This is a genomic window from Bacillus sp. Y3, assembly GCF_008123875.1.
In the GTDB taxonomy this organism is placed as follows: Bacteria; Bacillota; Bacilli; order Bacillales; family Bacillaceae; genus Bacillus; species Bacillus altitudinis.
In genome coordinates this window covers 377,508-397,858 of sequence record NZ_VSSC01000004.1, presented here as the reverse complement: position 1 = coordinate 397,858, position 20,351 = coordinate 377,508, and the positions used below count along the sequence as shown (strand labels likewise).

General features: G+C 40.3%; 18 protein-coding genes. 9 read left to right on the top strand and 9 right to left on the bottom strand.

Translation table 11 applies throughout. The features are described 5' to 3' along the window. The first annotated feature begins 23 nt into the window (after window positions 1-23). A complete protein-coding gene (locus FXF70_RS11715; RefSeq protein WP_395947865.1) occupies window positions 24-755 on the top strand; it encodes an NAD-dependent protein deacylase in 732 nt (243 codons plus the stop codon). 38 nt (window positions 756-793) lie between these two features. On the opposite strand, the gene FXF70_RS11710 is transcribed toward FXF70_RS11715, so the two are convergent. After that, on the bottom strand, window positions 794-1,648 hold the full coding sequence (locus tag FXF70_RS11710) for a polysaccharide deacetylase family protein (protein WP_035703432.1): 855 nt from the start codon (window positions 1,646-1,648) through the stop codon (window positions 794-796). Between the two features lie 295 nt (window positions 1,649-1,943). On the opposite strand from FXF70_RS11710, the gene dat reads away from it, so the two are divergent. After that, window positions 1,944-2,798, top strand: coding sequence for a D-amino-acid transaminase (dat, locus tag FXF70_RS11705; RefSeq protein ID WP_148780284.1), 855 nt, complete (start codon window positions 1,944-1,946; stop codon window positions 2,796-2,798). A 210-nt stretch (window positions 2,799-3,008) separates the two neighbouring features. Here the strand turns inward: dat and FXF70_RS11700 are convergent, their stop codons facing one another. Continuing rightward, window positions 3,009-3,515, bottom strand: a complete 507-nt coding sequence (locus FXF70_RS11700; protein WP_148780283.1) for a universal stress protein — start codon at window positions 3,513-3,515, stop codon at window positions 3,009-3,011. 559 nt (window positions 3,516-4,074) lie between these two features. On the opposite strand from FXF70_RS11700, the gene bmrC reads away from it, so the two are divergent. After that, on the top strand, window positions 4,075-5,832 hold the full coding sequence (gene bmrC / locus FXF70_RS11695; RefSeq protein ID WP_024719974.1) for a multidrug ABC transporter ATP-binding protein BmrC: 1,758 nt from the start codon (window positions 4,075-4,077) through the stop codon (window positions 5,830-5,832). Then, window positions 5,829-7,844 carry an ABC transporter ATP-binding protein gene (locus FXF70_RS11690; RefSeq protein ID WP_148780282.1) on the top strand — a complete coding sequence of 672 codons (2,016 nt, stop codon included), beginning with the start codon at window positions 5,829-5,831 and terminating at the stop codon, window positions 7,842-7,844. The genes bmrC and FXF70_RS11690 overlap by 4 nt, the downstream gene beginning before the upstream one ends. A 125-nt stretch (window positions 7,845-7,969) precedes the next feature. Here the strand turns inward: FXF70_RS11690 and FXF70_RS11685 are convergent, their stop codons facing one another. The 7 genes from FXF70_RS11685 to FXF70_RS11655 all read right to left on the bottom strand — a co-directional run bounded on the left by FXF70_RS11685 (window position 7,970) and on the right by FXF70_RS11655 (window position 14,219). Continuing rightward, window positions 7,970-8,587: an NAD(P)-dependent oxidoreductase gene (locus FXF70_RS11685; protein WP_008348943.1), complete on the bottom strand. Its 618-nt coding sequence runs from the start codon at window positions 8,585-8,587 to the stop codon at window positions 7,970-7,972. 284 nt (window positions 8,588-8,871) lie between these two features. Then, complete coding sequence (locus FXF70_RS11680; RefSeq protein WP_008348940.1) at window positions 8,872-9,075, bottom strand: alpha/beta-type small acid-soluble spore protein; 204 nt, start codon at window positions 9,073-9,075, stop codon at window positions 8,872-8,874. A 226-nt stretch (window positions 9,076-9,301) separates the two neighbouring features. Continuing rightward, complete coding sequence (locus FXF70_RS11675; RefSeq protein WP_024719977.1) at window positions 9,302-10,408, bottom strand: ABC transporter ATP-binding protein; 1,107 nt, start codon at window positions 10,406-10,408, stop codon at window positions 9,302-9,304. Between the two features lie 138 nt (window positions 10,409-10,546). Further along, window positions 10,547-11,422, bottom strand: a complete 876-nt coding sequence (locus tag FXF70_RS11670) for a helix-turn-helix domain-containing protein (RefSeq protein WP_148780281.1) — start codon at window positions 11,420-11,422, stop codon at window positions 10,547-10,549. Window positions 11,423-11,442: 20 nt separating this feature from the next. Further along, the gene (locus FXF70_RS11665; RefSeq protein ID WP_008348933.1) at window positions 11,443-11,652 is read right to left on the bottom strand and encodes a YheE family protein; all 210 of its coding nucleotides are present in this window, start codon (window positions 11,650-11,652) and stop codon (window positions 11,443-11,445) included. 145 nt (window positions 11,653-11,797) lie between these two features. After that, complete coding sequence (locus tag FXF70_RS11660; RefSeq protein WP_148780280.1) at window positions 11,798-13,156, bottom strand: YheC/YheD family endospore coat-associated protein; 1,359 nt, start codon at window positions 13,154-13,156, stop codon at window positions 11,798-11,800. Continuing rightward, on the bottom strand, window positions 13,113-14,219 hold the full coding sequence (locus FXF70_RS11655; protein WP_146269871.1) for a YheC/YheD family protein: 1,107 nt from the start codon (window positions 14,217-14,219) through the stop codon (window positions 13,113-13,115). Before FXF70_RS11655 ends, FXF70_RS11660 begins: the two co-directional genes overlap by 44 nt. Before the next feature lie 214 nt (window positions 14,220-14,433). Here FXF70_RS11655 and FXF70_RS11650 point away from each other — a divergent pair, with 214 nt between their 5' ends. From FXF70_RS11650 to FXF70_RS11630, 5 genes are all read left to right on the top strand, one after another. Beyond that, window positions 14,434-15,567 carry a DUF445 domain-containing protein gene (locus FXF70_RS11650; protein WP_148780279.1) on the top strand — a complete coding sequence of 378 codons (1,134 nt, stop codon included), beginning with the start codon at window positions 14,434-14,436 and terminating at the stop codon, window positions 15,565-15,567. A gap of 122 nt (window positions 15,568-15,689) precedes the next feature. Further along, window positions 15,690-16,046, top strand: coding sequence for a YlbF/YmcA family competence regulator (locus tag FXF70_RS11645; protein WP_007497132.1), 357 nt, complete (start codon window positions 15,690-15,692; stop codon window positions 16,044-16,046). Window positions 16,047-16,492: 446 nt separating this feature from the next. Then, window positions 16,493-17,359, top strand: coding sequence for a Cof-type HAD-IIB family hydrolase (locus tag FXF70_RS11640; protein WP_008348923.1), 867 nt, complete (start codon window positions 16,493-16,495; stop codon window positions 17,357-17,359). 113 nt (window positions 17,360-17,472) lie between these two features. Beyond that, a complete protein-coding gene (locus tag FXF70_RS11635; RefSeq protein WP_148780278.1) occupies window positions 17,473-18,972 on the top strand; it encodes a coproporphyrinogen III oxidase in 1,500 nt (499 codons plus the stop codon). 75 nt (window positions 18,973-19,047) lie between these two features. Further along, window positions 19,048-20,328, top strand: coding sequence for a lysine N(6)-hydroxylase/L-ornithine N(5)-oxygenase family protein (locus tag FXF70_RS11630; RefSeq protein ID WP_148780277.1), 1,281 nt, complete (start codon window positions 19,048-19,050; stop codon window positions 20,326-20,328). The last annotated feature ends 23 nt before the right edge of the window (window positions 20,329-20,351 follow it).

The following is a 20,351-nucleotide window of genomic DNA, read 5'->3' as shown; positions in this document are numbered from 1 at the left end:
AATGGTGGTTGGATCAAACAAAAGTGGCAGCGCTAAGAGAGAGATTATCAAAGGTCTCACATATTACGGTCCTTTCAGGTGCTGGGATGAGCACAGAATCGGGAATTCCCGATTTTAGATCAACGGGTGGACTATGGACAGAAGATACCTCTCGCATGGAGGCAATGAGCCGGTCTTACTTTTTATCACATCCTCATCAATTTTGGCCGAAATTCAAAGAATTGTTTCAAATGAAGATGAGTGGAGAGTACGAGCCAAACGCTGGACATGCTTTTTTAGCCAATTTAGAAAAGCAAGGAAAACGCGTGGATATTTTCACGCAAAATATCGATGGTCTGCATAAAAAAGCGGGAAGCCAGCATGTGTATGAACTGCATGGTTCCATTCAAACAGCTACATGTCCATCATGCGGGTCAACATACGAACTGCCTTATTTATTACAAGAAGAGGTGCCGGTTTGTGAGCGGATTTCATCAGACGGCCGCACATGTGGACGAGTAATTAAAACAGATGTTGTCCTTTTTGGAGACATGGTGAAGCACTTTGATCAAGTGGAGAAATCGCTCCAGCAAACGGACATGCTGCTCGTCATGGGAACTTCCTTGGAAGTGGCACCAGCACGATATATTCCAGAAGATGCTGCTCATCATCCTTCCATCTTTAAGGTCATGATGAATTTAAGTGAAACGGAATTCGATCCGCTGTTTGATCTTGTCTTTCACGAACGAATTGGCGAGCTTGTGAATGCTTTATAAATCATAAAAAACCCGCATCCAACAGGTGCGGGTTTTCTTTATTGCTGTAGTGGCTTCATTGTTTCATCAAGGACTTCAAACGTGTAGCCCTTTGCCTTTAATTGTGTGATCAGACTGTTTAAGTATTTTGCGGTAGCTGGTTGATCATGCATTAAGATGATTTTTGGCTCTTTCGGGTACTTGGTTTCAAGCACTTGCAGCTGATTTAATACTTCTGGTACATATTTTGAGCTTTTATATTTCCAGTCAAGACTGTCAATGGTCCAGTCCCAGTATACAAAGCCTTTTTGTTTTAAACGTGTTTTTTGCTGGTCTGTTAAGTTTGGAGAACTGCCATAAGGTGTTCTCACAAGATGTGTATATTCACCAGTAACAGAAGCCAATATACGTTGATCTTCTTTCATCTCATTTACAGGAGAATCACTTTTTTGATAAAAGCGTTTCACATCATGCGTGATGCCATGAAGTCCTAATTGATGACCTTCTTGATGAAGTCTTTTCACAGCTGCTGGGTGTTCTTTGATTTGCGGCCCGAGCATAAAGAATGTGGCCTTCACTTGCTGTGATTTTAGCACATCTAACAGCTGATTTGATGTAGCAGAAGGGCCATCATCAAAGGTCAAAAAGATCGTTTGATCCGTTACATGTTTGTTTGGATTGATCTTAAAATGTGCATCTAATGTTTTTGGCGAATCATCTTTTGCTTTCAGACTTGTACTTGTGTCTCGAAATGGACTGCTCGCAGACACTTCATTCGGTTGATCTGCTGCCTGCATATTGGTTTTAGATATATCCCAAATGAAAAAAAGGATCAATGTCAGAATGACTAGACCAATTGCCTTTGAGAGCAGCATCGTGTTTGAAGGTGTCTGTTTTTTCGTAACCCGTTGCATTACAATCGCTCCAATAAATCAGTAGTTTGTGTCGAATCATGTAGTGGATTCTGTCTTTTTTCGCTGTTTTTTGTCGTGCTCATATGGAGTAAGTATACAGGAAAAAAGAGCCTATGAATATAGAAGATGCTAAAAAATTGGAATCTTTTTGGTTATGAATCTATATTTGTTACAATAGAAGGTTATCCAGTCAAATGGATATGAAATAATTCTGAATAATCATTGAAACGTTTACATTTATCCGCTAAGATAGCATCAGATTCAACCATTAAGCAAAGCGAAGGGGAGATTCCATATGAAAGTATTGTACAATGGGGATTTTATTGAAAAAAAAGATGCACATGTTGATATTGAAGACAGAGGCTATCAATTTGGCGACGGAGTCTATGAGGTCATCCGCGTATATAATGGAACTTTGTTTACATTAAAAGAGCATACTGAGCGTCTATTCAAGAGTGCAAAGGAAATCGGCATTCATCTGCAAGGTACAGTATCCGATATGGAAGAGAATTTGAAGAAGCTAGTCGCAGATAATCAAGTGATTGATGGTGGCGTGTATATTCAAGTCACGCGAGGCATCGCACCTCGTAAACATCAATATGGTGCACTTACCCCTCAGATTACGGCATATACATTTCAAGTGAAAAAGCCTATTCAAGAGCAGACAGCTGGTGCGAAAGCTCTATTGTCTGAAGATCTTCGCTGGTTAAGATGTGATATTAAAAGCTTAAACCTTTTATATAACGTCATGGAAAAGCAGAAAGCGTCTGAAGCTGGTGCGTTTGAAGCGATTTTAATAAGAGACGGCTTTGTGACAGAGGGGACGTCCTCGAATGTGTATGCCGTCATTGACGGTGTCATTCGTACACACCCAGCAAATAACCTGATTTTAAACGGCATTACACGTAGAAAGCTGCTAGAGGTTTGTCAGGAAGAAGGATGTCGTATGGAAGAAACCCGCATGAGTAAAGACGAACTTTTGCATGCGCAGGAAATTTTCATTAGTTCAACGACAGCTGAAGTGATTCCAATTGTAGAGATAGATGGTCAGCCAGTTGGGGAAGGTGTTCCAGGGGAGATCACGAAGCGTGTCCAGGAAGGGTTCCAGAAAAAAATTAAGCATGAAAGCGAAGCATCTATTTCTTCGTAAAAGGAAAAAGGCTGTAAACCGATGTTTGCAGCCTTTTCAGCGTGTAGACAAACCCTCGCATTCGGTGTCAGTCCTGCGCGCTGGTACTCACGAATGTCAAATTCGCTCCGTGCCAGTGCTCGTCCTTCCTAGACTTCAAAGGTTTTCTATCACGCTGAAAAAAAGACAAAAGGCTAAAATCAAGTTCATTTTAGCCTTTTGTGATGACATTTATTTCACGATCAGTACAGGTATATCTGATTTGGACGATAACTTTTCACTCACACTGCCAAAGAGCATCTTTTTCAATCTGCTTTGGTCACGTGCTCCCATGACGATGAGGTCTGCTGAAATCTCTTCAGCGTATTCGATAATCGCTTCTGCAGGCTGCCCTTCAACAATTTCAATCGCAGCTTCAAACTGCTCTTCATTTAACAGCATTCTTGCTTCTGCAACGACCTCTTCTGTATGGTCTTCAAAAATCAAGGGACTTTGCTGTTCATCATGAGGTACATACACAGGGGGTGTTTGAAGGTCTGCCATGCCGCCTCCGATATAAGCGCCGCCAGTCATTGGGCGAGGTGCATCAAACACCTGTCTGCTGGATTTCCCATCATGAGCGTAGGCAATGGTCAGCTTGGCATGCAAAGTTTTGGCTAAAGCGATTGCCTTCTTTAATGCTTTCTTACTGTCTTCATGTCCATCAAACGCAACGACCATCCGATCAGCTTGAAACAATGTCCTCATTCCTTTCAAAAGGAGTCTATACGTTCATGGTATACCCGATATCTGAAAAAGATACACATAAAGGGTGTGAACTTTTTGTTAGAAAATTTCATTTATTGAAAAATATTTATTGACAAAATAGTGACAGCCACTATAAGATAAAAAAAGATTCAAGAGCCAAAAGGAGGAAATGTCATGTGCAACATCATTGGAAGAATGAAATCAAACTACATGAATGGGTTGATTCACGTGACAATTACACCTTCATTGGTCATTGAAAAGGGACTCGTATGTTCCAATTGATCGGATGAATCAAGGCGTATGTTGCGTATTTGTCAACATGCGCCTTTTTATCATGTATAAAAGAGGCGTACCAGTCAGCTGGTTGCCTCTTTTTTTGTTGTATACATTTCGCATCTCGAAATAATGGAATGCATCAACAACTAAATGAAGAGGAGTGAAAGCATGTGAACATGCCAAAGGCAAGACAAATGACAAAAGCTCAAAAAACGAAACAAGGTGACAATCAGGAAAATATAGAAAGCGGCTAGCTTTAAAAGGAGAGACAAACATGTTTTCAGTATTTGTGAAATTAGGCTGGTTCTTTAAACAAGAGTGGAGGCGCTATACAATCGCCATTACGCTGCTGCTCATTGTGAATGTGCTTGAAATGCTGCCACCGAGGTATCTAGGTCAAGCGGTTGATGACATTCGGTCTGGTCAATTTACAACATCCAGTATTCTGTTTTACGTAACCATTTTTTGCTTACTTGGTGTCAGTGTCTATGCGCTCACCTACTTTTGGATGTATCAGTTATTTGGCGGCGCGAATGTCATGGAGCGTGTGATGCGCGGAAAATTAATGCGCCACTTACTTAAGATGACACCCACCTTTTATGAAAAGAAAAAAACCGGAAATTTAATGGCGTTAGGTACAAATGATTTGAATGCTGTGGCTTTAACAACAGGCTTTGGCGTTTTAACATTAGTCGATTCCACTGCTTACATGCTGATGATCTTTTTTACGATGGGACTGACGATCAGCTGGAAATTAACTTTAATGGCCATTATTCCGATGCCACTGATGGCGATTTTGATAGCGTTTTATGGCAGTAAAATTCATGAACGCTTTACAGTCGCTCAAGATGCATTTGGTGATATGAATGATCGTGTATTAGAATCAGTTGCCGGCGTTCGGGTGATTCGGTCTTTTGTACAGGAAAAACAAGATGTGAATCGCTTTCGAGAAATGACAGATGATGTTTTTCAAAAAAATATGAGAGTAGCGATCATTGATTCATTGTTTGAGCCGACGGTGAAATTGCTTGTGGGGATCAGTTATTTAATCGGTATCGGTTACGGCGCATATCTTGTGTTCCAAAGTGATTTAACCATTGGTGAGCTTGTCGCATTTAACGTCTATCTGGGGATGATGATCTGGCCAATGTTTGCCATTGGTGAATTGATTAATATCATGCAAAGAGGAAATGCTTCATTAGACCGGTTGAATCATACACTCAGTTATCAACCGGATGTAACTGACGCAGCCAAGCCAAAAAGATTACAAGAGCCTGGCGATATTCAATTTGAACATGTGACATTTAGGTATCCAACTTCCTCTAAAGATAATCTAACGGATGTCTCCTTTACTGTACGAAAAGGGCAAACGATTGGTATTACAGGAAAAACGGGAAGCGGGAAAACTACGATTGTCAAACAGCTTCTTCGTCAGTATCCGACAGGTGATGGGAAGATCTTGCTTTCAGGTGTTCCAATTGAGGACATTGAATTGGATCAACTGTTCCAATGGATTGGCTATGTTCCACAAGATCATGTCCTTTTCTCAAAAAGTGTAGAAGAGAATATGCGTTTCGGTCATAGAGACGCGAGAGAAGCTGAATTAGCACAAGCGATTAAAGATGCTTACTTTGAAAAGGATTTACGCCTTTTACCAGAAGGCTTGGAAACCATGGTTGGAGAAAAGGGAGTGGCGCTGTCAGGAGGACAGAAGCAGCGGATTTCCATTGCACGTGCACTATTAATTGATCCAGACATTTTGATTTTGGATGACTCGTTATCTGCAGTTGATGCAAAAACAGAAACGGCTATTTTAGAGAATTTAAGACAAAATCGTCATGGGAAAACGACATTTATTACAACTCACCGTCTATCAGCTGTTGAGCATGCGGATCTCATTCTTGTCATGGAAGAAGGGCGTATTGTTCAAAAGGGAACCCATCAAGCGCTTATTCAGCAGGATGGATGGTATAAAGAGCAATTTCTGCGTCAACAGCTGACAAATCAGCTGGAAGGAGGGGATGAGGCATGACAACAGGGAGAAGACTTCTTGCCTATGCACTCCTATATAAAAAAGTATTGTCTGTTGCTTTGATCTTTCTGATCATTGCAGTTGGTGCTGAGTTGACAGGACCTTTCATTGGGAAAAAAATGATTGATGATCATATTTTAGGTGTAGAAAAACCGTATGTTGAGGTAAATGAAAAAACAGATAAAACGGTTTATTACCAGGGAAATAACTATATAAGAAGTGACCGGCTACAGAATCAAAATGAAGCTGGAAAGCAAATCAATGTCGTGCAAGTCGGATTTGGGTACTATTTTGTGAATGAACCGATTCGATTTGACGGGAGCCGGACAATAGAAGGGGATCAGCTCACCATTGAAAATGGGAGCGAGCGTGAGACGTATCAGGTACAGCGTTTATCCAAAGAGGAAATCTTTGCTTTTTATCAGCCGGAAATCAGTGGTTTGGTACAGCTTGTTCTATTTTATTTTGGGATGCTCGTCATTGCGATTTTCTTTCAATATGGGCAGCACTATTTACTCCAGCGTATTGCAAATCGCATTATTCAAAAAATGCGAGTGGACGTATTTGAACATATTCAAACGCTTCCGATACGGTATTTTGATAATTTACCGGCTGGAAAGGTTGTCGCGCGGATTACGAATGACACAGAAACCATTCGTGATTTATATGTAACAGTACTCGCTAATTTCGTCACAAGTGCCATTTACATGGTTGGCATTTATATCGCCATGTTCTTATTAAATGTGAAGCTGGCGCTTATTTGTTTAGTGGCTGTTCCGATTATTTTCCTATGGTCGATGACTTATCGAAAGTTTGCGTCGGTTTACAATCACCGCATTCGTTCCATCATTAGTGAAATTAATGCCAAGCTAAATGAAGCCATTCAAGGAATGACGATCATTCAGGCGTTTCGACATGAACAAGCAACGAAAGAAGAGTTTGATGAGCTGAATAACAATCACTTTCGATATCAGCGAAAGATGCTTCATTTAAATTCACTGCTCTCACATAACTTGGTGAATCTGCTTCGGAACTTAGCATATGTCGCACTCATTTGGTATTTTGGCGGCGCGTCCTTAAGCGCGACGGGCATTGTGTCGATTGGGGTGCTCTATGCATTTGTCGATTATTTAAATCGTTTGTTCCAGCCGATTACAGGCATTGTGAATCAATTTTCTAGATTAGAATTAGCAAGGGTTTCATCTGAACGGGTCTTTCGATTATTAGATGAGCCTGGTACTGAAGTGGAAGAACCGGTTCAGAAGAAAATCGAGGGGCACGTTCAATTTCAGGATGTTACCTTTGCGTATAATGAAGGGAAAAATGTATTAAAGAACATCACCTTTGAGGCGAAAAAAGGTCAGACGGTGGCACTCGTTGGACATACCGGTTCTGGGAAAAGTTCGATCATGAATTTGCTGCTACGTTTTTATGATATTCAGCATGGGGATATCCTCATTGATGGAGAAAGCATCTATGATCAGTCGCGCCAAACGCTGCGTAAACAAATGGGCATTGTACTGCAAGATCCTTATTTATTTTCTGGAACGATCGCATCCAATGTCAGTTTGGGAAATGAAGACATTAAAAGAGAAACGATTGAAACATCGTTAAAGCAAGTGGGCGCAGCAGAACTATTAAAGCATTTGCCTGAAGGTTTTGATGAACCAGTTGTTGAAAAGGGGAGTACTCTTTCCTCTGGGGAGCGTCAATTGATTTCATTTGCCCGTGCACTGGCATACGATCCAGCGATCTTAATTCTAGATGAAGCGACGGCTAACATCGATACAGAAACAGAAGCCATCATTCAACGGGCACTAGATGTCGTCAAAGAAGGACGAACCACTTTTGTCATTGCACACCGATTATCTACTATTAAGAAAGCTGACATGATTTTGGTGTTAGAAAAGGGTGAGATTGTCGAGCGCGGCAGCCACGAAGAGCTCATGGAGCAAGGCGGACTGTATGCGCAAATGTACGAATTACAAAAGGGAGCTGTGACGAGCAGCTGATAGGATAAGCAGCAAAAGCCTCTTTCAATTTGAAAGAGGCTTTTTCATGGCAATGAAAAAAGTCGAGGCTTCATGATATGATCTCGACTTTTACTGGTTGTATATCATTTACACGAACTAAATGGTCAATAAGCGATACCGACGCGTTGATGCACAAATTCTTTTGAGTTTAACTGCTGATACAAAAAGTGTGCGGTATCTTCAACTGAGATTTTCTGTCCATCTATAGGGAGAAAATTCTTTTCATAGCGATATGACCGTGTCACTTCTCCATCTGGTAAATAGGTTGGACAAATGATTGTCCAATCTAGTTCAGTTGATTGAAGAATTTCAAATGCTTTGGCATGTTCTTTAGCAGCTCGGGAAGTGGTTCGCCTTGATTCATTTGTTTCAAAGCGGTAAAGCTCAGGCTGCTGCCTTGCTTTCAAAATCCCTGCTGTACCAATCGTTATAATTCTTGATGTTCCTGTTTGCTTCATGGCTTGTACGATATGCTCCATTGAAACAGATAAAGTATCATCACCATCTGTTGATAGACAGCTCACGACAATATCTGATCCTTTAATTGTTTCAAGAACATCCTCTTGATTTCTGGAATTGCCGGTGACTTGAAACATACCCGCAAGCATTTCTTCCCGGTTTGTCCGAATTAACGAGCGAACCATGTAACGATCATCTTCTTTTACGAAACGAAGAAATGCTTGTCCTACACGTCCATGAGCACCGAAAAGAGCTATTTTCATCTGATCGATCCCTCCACTACATACTATAAGTGAAAAGAACTTAAAATGGTACAGTTTTATGTCATGCTTTTTTTATAAAGATGAAAGGACCGAATACTATGAGCATATTCACATAATAGAGAGAGACCGACAAATTGTAGAAGTTCAAAATTCACACCTGAAATAATGTCCATGAAGATCCGCTCCTTTCTAATACATCATATGAATTCAAAAGGAATCGGTGAGGGATAAAACCAAAAAAAGAAGACACCATAAGAGGTGCCTTCTATGATCCAGATATGAAATTAAGCTTTTGTTCCGCCAAGGTTTTGCTGAGCGTAAGATACAAGACGTTTCGTGATTTCTCCACCAACTGAACCGTTAGCACGAGCTGTTGTTTCTGCTCCAAGGTTTACACCAAACTCAGAAGCGATTTCGTATTTCATTTGATCGATTGCTTGCGCTGCTCCAGGAACTAGTAATTGATTTGAACTATTAGAATTTGCCATGATGTGAATCTCCTTTTTATATATGATTTTTTTGGTTGGGTTTGCTGGAATCGCACCAGCGAAATGACCAAGTCATTTGCCACTTGGCGAAACCCAATGCGGTAACTGCTTTGTACTAAATATTATGGTTCGCATCGAAAAAAACATACGGAAAAAGAACATGGTAAATGTTGTTTTCATATACAAAAAACCACCACCCAATGGTGATGGTTTGTGGAACGTCTTCTTATTCAGCTGAGCGAATGCGCAGCTCAGTCTCTGTATCAAAGAAGTGCGCTTTATTCATATCAATGGCAAGAGGGATCGTCTGACCTGCCTGAATATCTGTGCGAGAATCAACACGTGCAATAAACGTTTGACCAGCGAGAGAAGAATAAAGCATCGTTTCGGCTCCCATTAATTCAGCCACTTCTACGTTTGCTTCAATTTTTGTTCCTTCAGAAGCCTCTATAAACACAGGCTCATCATGGAAATCTTCTGGCCTGATGCCTAGAATCACATCTTTTCCGATATAGCCCTGACTGCGTAATACTTTCATTTTTCCTTCTGGTACACGAATGTGCGTATTCCCAATGGCAATGGCTCCGTCAGACAGTTTTCCTGTAAAAAAGTTCATCGCTGGAGAGCCAATAAATCCTCCTACAAAGACATTCTCTGGGTTTTCATACACATCCTTTGGTGCGCCAACCTGCTGAATAAAGCCATCTTTCATGACAACAAGCCGAGTAGCCATTGTCATGGCTTCTGTTTGATCGTGTGTGACATAGATGAATGTCGTCTGCAGCCGCTGATGAAGTTTAGAAATTTCGGCACGCATCTGAACTCGAAGTTTAGCATCTAAATTAGAGAGAGGTTCATCCAAAAGAAAGACTTTGGCATCGCGCACAATGGCCCTTCCAAGTGCAACACGCTGTCTTTGACCTCCAGACAATGCCTTAGGTTTTCGATCTAAGTATTGTTCAAGCCCTAATATTTTTGCAGCGTTTCGTACCCGCTCATCAATTTCTGCTTTAGGAAATTTTCGAAGCTTTAATCCAAAAGCCATATTATCGTACACATTCATATGAGGGTATAAGGCATAGTTTTGGAAAACCATCGCAATATCCCGATCTTTTGGTGCCACATCATTCATTCGCTTGCCGTCTAAAAGAAAATCCCCTTGTGAAATTTCTTCAAGGCCTGCAATCATGCGGAGAGTTGTTGATTTTCCGCACCCAGATGGACCAACAAACACAATAAATTCTTTATCCTCAATATGTAGATTAAAGTTATCTACTGCTGTTACTTTGTTATCGTACACTTTATAAATTTGATTCAGCATCATTTCAGCCATAGGTGGTAGCCTCCCAGTCCTTTTTTGAAAGCGCTTTACTTATAAATGAAGTGTATAAAAAGGAAGGGTGTCTGTAAATGGACAACGTGCACAACATCTTATTTTCATTTTTAGGCAAGGTGCTCATGATAGGATCATTTAAGAAAGATCGAGAAGATTCATCATGAAATAAGCAGCTGATGCTTCTTGAAAATGCCGTATATCCAGCCCTGTCCGTTCAATAAATTTATCAATCCGATACTGAAGGCTGTTTCGATGAACATATAACGCTTTTGCTGCCTGCGATGCATTTAAATTACAATGCATATAGGTCGTGAGAGTCCGGTAAACGTCCCGATCAAAGATTGTTTCTATAAATGCATCTGAAATAGCGGCAGAAACCATATCTGTATCATGGCGAATGAAAGCAGGTAGACATTGATAAAATGTTGCAACCCCTGACCTAAGTTTTCCTTGCTTCAGATGCCATAAAAAGAGCTGATGTTCATTTAATAATCTCAATTTTAAATTTCCATTCGGCAAATGCAGCTGTCCTTGCATGAAGACAACGTCTGTTAAAAAATCACTTGTGATGGCTTGAGACAAATCATGTAGCTGTTCAAGTTGACCATTTTCTGATGTAGCATTTGTTTGAATGAGCATAGCTGTTTCAGTGCCTGTCCATATGAAATGAATATGTTCGAGGCTGCTGTTCACAGCCTCTTTTATTTGCTGCCTTTGTTCTGCTTGGTGATCCATTTTAAAAAAATGAACACGGACGGATTGATCGATGGTGATTGATTTGTTTTCAAAGAGATAGCTGTACCATTTCTGTTCTTCTTCCGTTTCCTGCGTATGAGGTACATCAATTGGTGTGAGGAATGAATTGAGAAGAAGCGCTTCTCTTTCTGTTAGCTCCGTTTTGTTTACTCCGAAAATTTCGCCTTCGTCTGTTTGATACCAGAGAATTTGTTTATCATTTGTTGGTGAACTGATGATATGGTGTCCGTAAACAAGTTTTAGTTTTTCTAACATGGCGAGGCTCCTTAAACAGTTTAATCATACACATGGAATAGCATTAATTCGTGGATTTCTTCTTTTAAGGTTGGTTCAACTTCATGAGGCGGAAGCTGAGAGCCCCATTCAATATCACCCGTTTTGTGATAAATGCCTTCATAGTGTGAACCATTATGAAAAAAGGATATTTTCCAGCCAGGTAATTGCGCTTTTTTAAAGAGAGGTTTCCATTGAAAATGAGAAATCATATCATCATTGCCTCCTTGCTTTTATTGATGAAACAATAAATACACACGACAATACGGAAACAACCTTGAACTTGGTTTTATTGTATCTCATCTGATGAAAAGAGCATAGGGAAAGCACAGATTTCAGAGACATGAAAAGAAAACATCAGTAGGCGTTTGCATGGTCTATAGGAGTAAGAGCCATTTGTGTTAGGTAAGATGCGTATTCAACGATTCTTTTCCCAATCAGCCATTCTGAGTTTTTCAATGGTGCATGCAGAAAAATCTCGCGGCCTGGACGAGAATTGGCTTCAAACATCCAGATAGCACCCAAGTGATCAATACCTAAGTCAAAGCCAATTTCCCCAATCAGACCAGGCATTTTTTCATCTATCACACGACTAAGTGCTAGGGCAGTATCAGAGAGCTCTTGCAAAATCTTCAAACGTTTCTCTGCATCAGGAAAGATATCATACAGTGTTTTTACTGAACCACCATGCAGTTGATGGGTTGTGACAGTGTGATCTCCTGAAACTTTTCCAGCAACGGCTGTAACAGTCCAATGACCATACTTATTTTTATTCGTATGAATTCTGAAATCCAGTGGTTGATTGTCTATTTGAAGAAGCTCAATGCCTTGTTGTGCAATCAAGTCTTGCATTGCACAATCTTTTCGCAGTTTTTTCACGAAATGGTCTACGGAATGATATGAAGTGGATTTCCCTTTATTTGAGCAGACAGTGATCCCGTTTTCCGTCTTCTTTAACTGATAAATACCGTCTCCGTGACTGCCGTTTGTTGGTTTTAAATAAATGACATGATGCAGATGAAGGAGTGTTTCTATTTTAATTAAAGCATCAAAAGGATCTAATCGTATGGAATGTGGTAAGAAAAAGCTTGTTTTTTCATCTGTTAATAGCTGTTCATGAATGTCCCATTTATTAAAAAAATAAGGGTTGAACCAAGGGATATCGTAGTCTTGAGTGAGTTTTCGTTTTGTTTCTTGAATGAATGCCGACTGAGCAGCCTTTCTATTAGGCAGCCGGTCATAAACAACGGATGGGAGGGGCATCTGCTTTTTTACCCAGCGCTCCTCTTGGTAAAGCAAACCGTCTACTATTCCTTTATCCCAATCGATAGAATGAGTACCAAAAAGATATGCAAAACCAGCATGCTGCCTGCAAGATTGCAGCAGTTTTATAAAATAGGAAGATCTTGCGCCTAAAGGTGCTGTATTTTGTTCGAATCCTGCAGTGAAAATGCCGATGAGAGGTCCTATATAGAGTGTATGTTTAACTAATATGACATCAGCTTTCGTTTTGTATGGAATGAGTAAAGCGCGATAAAGGTCTTCTGATAATAAAATCCTTTGTGATTGATGATGATAGGAAATGGTGAAATCATCTACTAAACAAGAACCTAAAGCAATCGATAAAATTGCTCCCTGCTCTTTAAACTGGACAGGGAGATGTACTGTTTTTTCACTTGCTGAATGAGGAGCGATGATGTAGCGTTTTCTCTTCATAAGGAACCTCCTTTTCTTCAGCCATCATCGATTTGGCATGTTCAAGTATGGTCTGAATCAATTGATTCTCCCTCTCAGGGTAAGCTTTTAAAAAAGAGGATCGTCCTGGCTTGGATCTTACATTTGAGATGAAAAGTCTGCCTTCATTTGTATGAAGCAAGTCTATAGCGAATTCAATACACGGTGAGAAAGTTTTGTCTATAAACGCTGGAAGAGATGACTGAATGGAGGCAATATCATCTAACAGCAGCTCTTTGATGTGTGGCTTTAATGAGTTTAAGTAGTGATCAAAGGCTACCACATGAATGGAATTTTGTGTATTGCTTAAAAGGCTGTTTTCTACTGATGGTTTTGTATGAATCCCCATGCTATTCCATTGATTTTGTGAATTTTTTATAAGAAAAATCCTAATTTCATTGAATATAACGTCTTTTTGATCATTCGTGTTAAAAAATTGAAGGAAAGATCGGCCGATATACTTTTTGCACCAGCGCACAACCTCTGCTGAATGTGAAAAGGTGATGATTTGCTTAGCGTTTAGCTGCACAGTAATGAGTGATTTGTCTCTTAAAGAAATGAAGCAAGAGGGTGCTGCGTGCTGTTGAGAAAGCGGCTGTATTTTACAATATCCGCCCTTTCTGACCAAGTTGAGAAGGTCTGAAGGCTCTGTCAATAGAGAGCAGACAGGTAAGTATGGTTGTAAAGAAGGGAGGAGACGGAGTTGCTCGAATAGCCGCATTTTATTTGAAATTCCAGTATTCAAAAAAACGGTTTTTGGATACTTTTTTAACCAATTCATGATAGGTTTTGCTTTTTTAGATTGTGCGTCATGCTGATAAAGACAACGATCATAAATCAAGTCAGGAATCTGAAATTCTGACGCTTCAAATCCTTTGCCAGTCTTAAATTTTTGACCGTGAATGACATTTGAAGCAGGCTTTAAATCTAGAGGTGAAAAACGAACAACTTCTAAATCAAAAGAAGAGGCTGCTTTGGCAAGCTGATGTGTGAATGCTTCTTCATGCTTCGGAGAAAGAGTGACAATGCCGAGCGTTGACGTCATGAAACAACACCTACTTTTCAAATTCTTTTTTTAACATCTGAAAAACACTTTTTGTTGATTTTACATAAACTTGGCGTTCCTATATCATTACGACAGATCGTTGTCTCATATGTCACATTGAATGCTTCATTTGCTTGGACTCTTGACAACAACTATAATACGTATAGATAAAAACAATAAACTTCAGGTGTTGTTTGAAAGGTAGATGACGACTTTGGATATATTCACAACGTTTATCTTTATGATTGTGATAGGTGCAGTGATAGGGGCAGCAACAAACCATCTCGCGATTAAAATGCTTTTTCGTCCGTATAAGCCATATTATTTATTTGGGAAGCAGCTCCCATTTACGCCGGGTCTCATTCCTAAAAGAAGAGATGAAGTAGCCAAGCAGGTTGGCGTCATGGTGATGGAGCATTTACTAACGCCAGTGGGTATTAAAAAACGATTTGAATCATCAGAGGCAAAGCAAGAGATATTGCAGGCAGTGCACCGATATATTGATAAAGGTTCCGATATGGAAATGACGGTTTTCTCTATGTTAGAAAAACACGGTTTTTCACAGGCTGACGTTAAAGCTGACGCATGGCTTCATCAGTGGACTGATCATAAGCTCCATTCACTGCTTGAAAAGTATGATCAGCAAACGTTGTCTGAGCTGCTACCACAGGATGTAGAAAATAAGCTTGCATCCAAAATTCCAGATGCCGCAGATTATATTTTAAAGAGAGGCATTCATTATTTTGAAAGTGATGAGGGAAAAGCAAGACTCGGTCATATGATAGATGATTTCTTAAAAGAACGAGGAATGCTTGGCAGTATGGTCCAAATGTTTTTAGGGAATTCAAGTTTAATTGATCGCGTGCATCCTGAAATGATGAAGTTCTTAAAGAATGCAGAGACAAAAAGGTTTTTATCAGATTTACTTGTTCAAGAATGGGACAAGGTAAAGCAATTTTCTTTACATGAGCTTGATAAAAAATGGAATGTGAAGGAGCTTCTATTTAGTGTGAAAAAGCAATTGCTTTCACATCTTTCTACAAAGGTGCTGCTAGATAGACCAGTAGGAGTTTACATCAGTGCAGTAGCGGATGATCTTAAGACCAAATTTGCTCCATCTCTCATTGATAAAGGGATTGAAGCCGCATCTAATGCGCTTGAGGGACTGCTCGCAAAGCTCCAATTTGAAGAAATTATTCGTGAACAAATTGAACTTTTCCCGCTTGAAAAAATGGAAGAGCTTGTGATCAGCATATCTAATAAGGAGCTGAAGATGATCACATTTTTAGGCGGTCTTTTAGGTGGATTGATCGGTGCTGTCCAAGCGATTTTTGTCACCTTATTCTAAGGCAAGATCGAGAAATTTCGATGAATTTATTGTATATATGTGAAACGAAAGCCATAGTTTGTTATAGTGGAGTGGTGTCCGCCGATCCATATCGGTGATAACGGATAGAAAGGAGACATAACATGTCTGTAAATCTTTATGATGTTGCATATGACCTTGAAAAAGCACTGCGTCATAGCGAAGAATATTCAGCGTTAAGAAATCTTTATGATGAGGTAAACGGGGATGAGTCCTCTAAAAGAATGTTTGAGAACTTCCGTGACATTCAAGTAAACCTTCAACAAAAACAAATGACTGGTCAAGAGATTACACAAGAAGAAGTAGAGCAAGCGCAAAAAACGGTTGCACTTGTGCAGCAGCACGATAAAATCTCTCAGTTGATGGAAGCAGAACAACGCGTAAGTGTTCTCATCGGTGAATTAAATAAAATTATCATGAAGCCTCTTGAAGAGCTTTATGGAAATGCAGAAGAAAATTAATTGAAAGGGCGATCATATTCGCCCTTTTTTTCATTCATATCGCCGCTTGTATATCTTTAAAAAAAGGGTTGTCGAAGCTCGTAAATTCTGCGATAATACTTATTGAAAGTGCTTTCAAAAAGCGCTATCGTGATGAATTGGGTGCGTTCCACTTTGGATTTACGACGATGAGTCAAATGAGAGAGAAGCGCTTCTGGGAGAAAAGCAAAGCATAAGGGGATATGATATAAGCAATGCTTTGGTGTGTGAAAGATAAGGGGATCATGGGGAGCTTCATCACGCCATTGTTACGCATCCAAACCATACATAAAAAAAAGCCTAGGGGTAGGCTTTTTTTATTTGCGATTGAGGCATAAAACAAGGGCTGCTTCAACTGCATGTTCTAAAGCGATAAGCTAGGGCATATCCTCATCGTAAGTACAGTCATCAAGAAGGGGGATGCCTCAGTGTCAAAAAAGCTACTTGCACTCAATATAGATGGAACGTTACTTCGTTCCAATGGGAAAATCCATTCCGCTACAAAAGAAGCTGTGGAATATGTTAAGAAAAAAGGGGTTTACGTGACGATTGTCACCAACCGTCATTTTCGATCTGCACAAAAAATTGCCAAGGCGTTGAAAATACCAACTTCAACTCTTGTGACGCATAGTGGTGCATTTATCGCGGATAAGCTTGATGAGCCGCTCCATGTGAAGAAATTAACGGAAGAGAAAACATTTAATCTTGTGCAGATCCTTGAAAGCTTTGATTGTAATGTTCGCTTGTTACATGAAAAATTCTCAATCGGCAATCGGAAAAAAACACAGTCTCAACTGATGGGAAAAACGTTGATTCATCCGTCTGATCCCATTTTCTATCCCGTTCAATTTGTTGAATCATTAAGTGATATGCTCATGGATGAACCGGTTAGCACACCTGTCATTGAAGTGTATTCGACGGCAGCACTTCAGCCTGAAATCCACACAACCATTCAACAAGCATTCCCATCTGTTGATCTGATTAAGATCAGTGATGAGAAAATGAACATTGTATGCAAAGGGGTATCGAAAGAAGCAGGACTTTCTCTTTTAACTTCAGCATTAGGTTTTACATTAGAAGATACGGTCGTGATCGGTCACGGGACAGACGACATCCCGATGCTTGAGTTAGCTGGCTTAGGCGTTGCGATGGGAAATGCACCTCATTCGGTCAAACGTAAAGCCGATTGGGTGACACGTTCTCATGATGAACAGGGTGTTGCTTATATGATCAAAGAATACTTTAGAATGCAACAAAGGGAAGGTTTTTTACATCAATTTGATATTAAACGATAATATAGTGAAGGCCCTGTCTATTAAGAAATGGCAGGGCCTTCATCTGTTCTCTTCATTGCTTTTCCTAGATGAATTTTGTAAAATGAAACAAGTTTGAAGATAAAGGTGATACGATGCGAATTTTAGTTAAAGGGCTGTCTGATGACCGATTTCATCGACCGCTTGTCAATATAGCCAATTTATTCGAGGAAGATAGTGAAGTGCTGTTTGATTCAGGTGAAGCAAACGATGGCCTAGTGATGGTGTTTGATTGGAAAGAAACTGGCGGTATGGTGGAGGCTTCTGGCCATATTGCTGGATCAGATATGACGAGTCGTTTTACAAGAGAGATGCCGGAGGGCTTGAACGATAAAGAGCGCTGGAAGCAAATCAAAAACACTGTGCTGTCTGTTTATTTACATCTGCTTCAGGAATATACAGGAATGACGCAAAAATGGGGGATTCTTACGGGGATACGCCCTACGAAATTACTTCATAAGATGCTAAGAGAAGGCATGACAAAGGAAGAAGCACATGCAGCGTTAAAGCGCGATTACTTGATTCATGATGAAAAGATCAATTTGATGCAGGAGATTGTTGATCGTCAAATCAAAGCCATTCCAGATCTGTACGATCTACAGGAGGAAGTGAGTATTTATATCGGTATCCCTTTCTGTCCAACAAAATGTGCTTATTGCACGTTCCCTGCTTATGCCATTCAAGGACAAGCTGGAAGAGTGGGAACGTTTCTTTTTGGGCTGCATTATGAGATGCAAAAAATGGGCGAATGGTTAAAGGAACATGGGATTAAAGTGACGACTGTTTATTTTGGCGGAGGTACTCCAACAAGTATTACAGCAGAAGAAATGGATTTGCTGTATGAGGAGATGTATCGCTCTTTTCCAGATGTGAAACATATTCGGGAAGTCACTGTAGAAGCGGGACGACCTGATACGATTTCACCTGATAAGCTGGAGGTGCTCAACCGTTATCATATTGACCGGATTAGTATCAATCCGCAATCATATGAGAATGAAACATTGAAAGCGATTGGCCGGCACCATAGTGTGGAAGAAACGATTGAAAAGTATCATTTATCAAGGCAGTATGGCATGAATAATATTAACATGGACTTAATCATTGGACTGCCAGGAGAAGGGCTAAAGGAATTCCAGCATTCCTTGAACAAGACAGAAGAACTGAAGCCTGAATCTTTAACGGTGCATACACTTTCCTTTAAGAGAGCGTCTGAAATGACCCGCAATAAGGAAAAGTATCAAGTGGCAGACCGAGAAGAGATCACACGTATGATGGATGAAGCGGTTGCTTGGACAAAAGTACATGACTATCATCCGTACTATTTATACAGACAAAAAAACATTTTGGGGAATCTCGAAAATGTCGGGTATTCGTTAGATGGACAGGAAAGTTTGTATAATATTATCATTATGGAAGAAGTGCAGACGATCATTGGCATCGGATGCGGTGCTGCGAGTAAATTCATTGATCCGCGAACCGGAAAAATTACGCAATATGCCAATCCAAAAGATCCAAAGTCTTATAATGATCGTTATGAGCACTATACGGAAGAGAAGATTCAATTCCTTGAGTCATTATTTGCTTCTCACATGTAAACACTGCGGTGACGCAGTGTTTTTTTCATTTGTAAAAGGGTATATAGGGGGTAAAAAGGTAAAGCAGGTGTACATATGATGGATGTGATCGGAATTGGGATTGGGCCAGCAAATTTAGGATTGGCCGCTTTATTAGAGGAGTATGAAGATGTGACATGCTGTTTTTTTGAACAGGAAACCGAATTTGCTTGGCATCCTGGTATGCTCATCAAAGGAACGGACTTACAAGTTTCCTTTCTAGCGGACCTTGTGACAATGGCTAATCCAAGGAGCAAGTATACATTTTTAAATTATTTACATGAATCAAACAGGCTTCACCGCTTTTATACATTTGAACAATTTGATATCCCCCGGAGAGAATTCAATGAGTATTTATCCTGGGTTGCAGGTGAATTAGATAGCTGTCAGTTCGGGATGAAGGTGGAAGAAGTGACCGACTGTGAAGACGGGTATCTTGTAAAAGTTCGGCGGTTGAAAGATGGGGCGCTTTCTGAATATCGTGCAAAGCATGTCGTCCTTGGTACTGGAAGCAAACCGATGATTCCTGTCGATGTGCCAGAAGCTGCGTTGCCGCATGTGACCCATAGCAGCCGTTATGTAGATCAACAAAAAGAACTTCATGAAGCTGAAACGGTGGCGGTGATTGGTTCAGGTCAGAGTGCAGCTGAAATTTTCTTAGACCTGCTTCAGCATCAGAAGAAAGGACAGCAGCTTTCATGGTTTACACGTTCAAGTGAATTTAGAGAACTAGAGACAGCGGAGCTTGGTCAGGAGCTATTTACACCTAAGTATGTTGAATATTTTCATTCCCTTCCATATGAAGAACGGATGAACACATTGCCTAGACTGGCAGGATTAAGGAATGGCATAGATGCATCGACGCTTTCTCGCATTTATCAGGAATTGTACCATCGATCCGTTTCAGGAGAAGAGCCATCTGTACTCATTCAGCCAATGACGGAGCTTGAAGCGATACATATGGAGGATGAGCAGCAGGTAGAGCTGCATTTGACACAATGGCAGCTGAAGAAAGAAAAGAAAATCACAGTCGATCATGTGGTATTGGCTACAGGATATACGCCTAATATTCCGGAATGGTTTAGCGCATATGAACCATTGATTGAATGGGAAAGCGATGAGCATTTTAAAGTGACAGACGACTTCAGGCTTGTGTTTAAAGACAAACGGTCTCATCATCTCTTTACATTCACGAACCTCGATCACTCTCATGGAACAGCGGCGACCAATTTAAAACTATCGATCTACCGCAATCAGAAAGTCATCCGAACCATTCGCGGGGATACGAAAGAACAAGTGAAGCAAGAAACAGCATTTCAGCAATTTGAATATATATAAAAAAGGGCCCCTGCACAGGGCCC

What these genes read in the sequence shown, in the direction of transcription:
- FXF70_RS11710 (WP_035703432.1), bottom strand. Translation starts at nt 1,648, where the DNA reads ATGCAACGGGTTACGAAAAAACAGACACCTTCAAACACGATGCTGCTC.
- dat (WP_148780284.1), top strand. Translation starts at nt 1,944, where the DNA reads ATGAAAGTATTGTACAATGGGGATTTTATTGAAAAAAAAGATGCACAT.
- bmrC (WP_024719974.1), top strand. Translation starts at nt 4,075, where the DNA reads ATGTTTTCAGTATTTGTGAAATTAGGCTGGTTCTTTAAACAAGAGTGG.
- FXF70_RS11690 (WP_148780282.1), top strand. Translation starts at nt 5,829, where the DNA reads ATGACAACAGGGAGAAGACTTCTTGCCTATGCACTCCTATATAAAAAA.
- FXF70_RS11685 (WP_008348943.1), bottom strand. Translation starts at nt 8,587, where the DNA reads ATGAAAATAGCTCTTTTCGGTGCTCATGGACGTGTAGGACAAGCATTT.
- FXF70_RS11680 (WP_008348940.1), bottom strand. Translation starts at nt 9,075, where the DNA reads ATGGCAAATTCTAATAGTTCAAATCAATTACTAGTTCCTGGAGCAGCG.
- FXF70_RS11675 (WP_024719977.1), bottom strand. Translation starts at nt 10,408, where the DNA reads ATGGCTGAAATGATGCTGAATCAAATTTATAAAGTGTACGATAACAAA.
- FXF70_RS11670 (WP_148780281.1), bottom strand. Translation starts at nt 11,422, where the DNA reads ATGTTAGAAAAACTAAAACTTGTTTACGGACACCATATCATCAGTTCA.
- FXF70_RS11665 (WP_008348933.1), bottom strand. Translation starts at nt 11,652, where the DNA reads ATGATTTCTCATTTTCAATGGAAACCTCTCTTTAAAAAAGCGCAATTA.
- FXF70_RS11660 (WP_148780280.1), bottom strand. Translation starts at nt 13,156, where the DNA reads ATGAAGAGAAAACGCTACATCATCGCTCCTCATTCAGCAAGTGAAAAA.
- FXF70_RS11655 (WP_146269871.1), bottom strand. Translation starts at nt 14,219, where the DNA reads ATGACGTCAACGCTCGGCATTGTCACTCTTTCTCCGAAGCATGAAGAA.
- FXF70_RS11645 (WP_007497132.1), top strand. Translation starts at nt 15,690, where the DNA reads ATGTCTGTAAATCTTTATGATGTTGCATATGACCTTGAAAAAGCACTG.
- FXF70_RS11635 (WP_148780278.1), top strand. Translation starts at nt 17,473, where the DNA reads ATGCGAATTTTAGTTAAAGGGCTGTCTGATGACCGATTTCATCGACCG.
- FXF70_RS11630 (WP_148780277.1), top strand. Translation starts at nt 19,048, where the DNA reads ATGATGGATGTGATCGGAATTGGGATTGGGCCAGCAAATTTAGGATTG.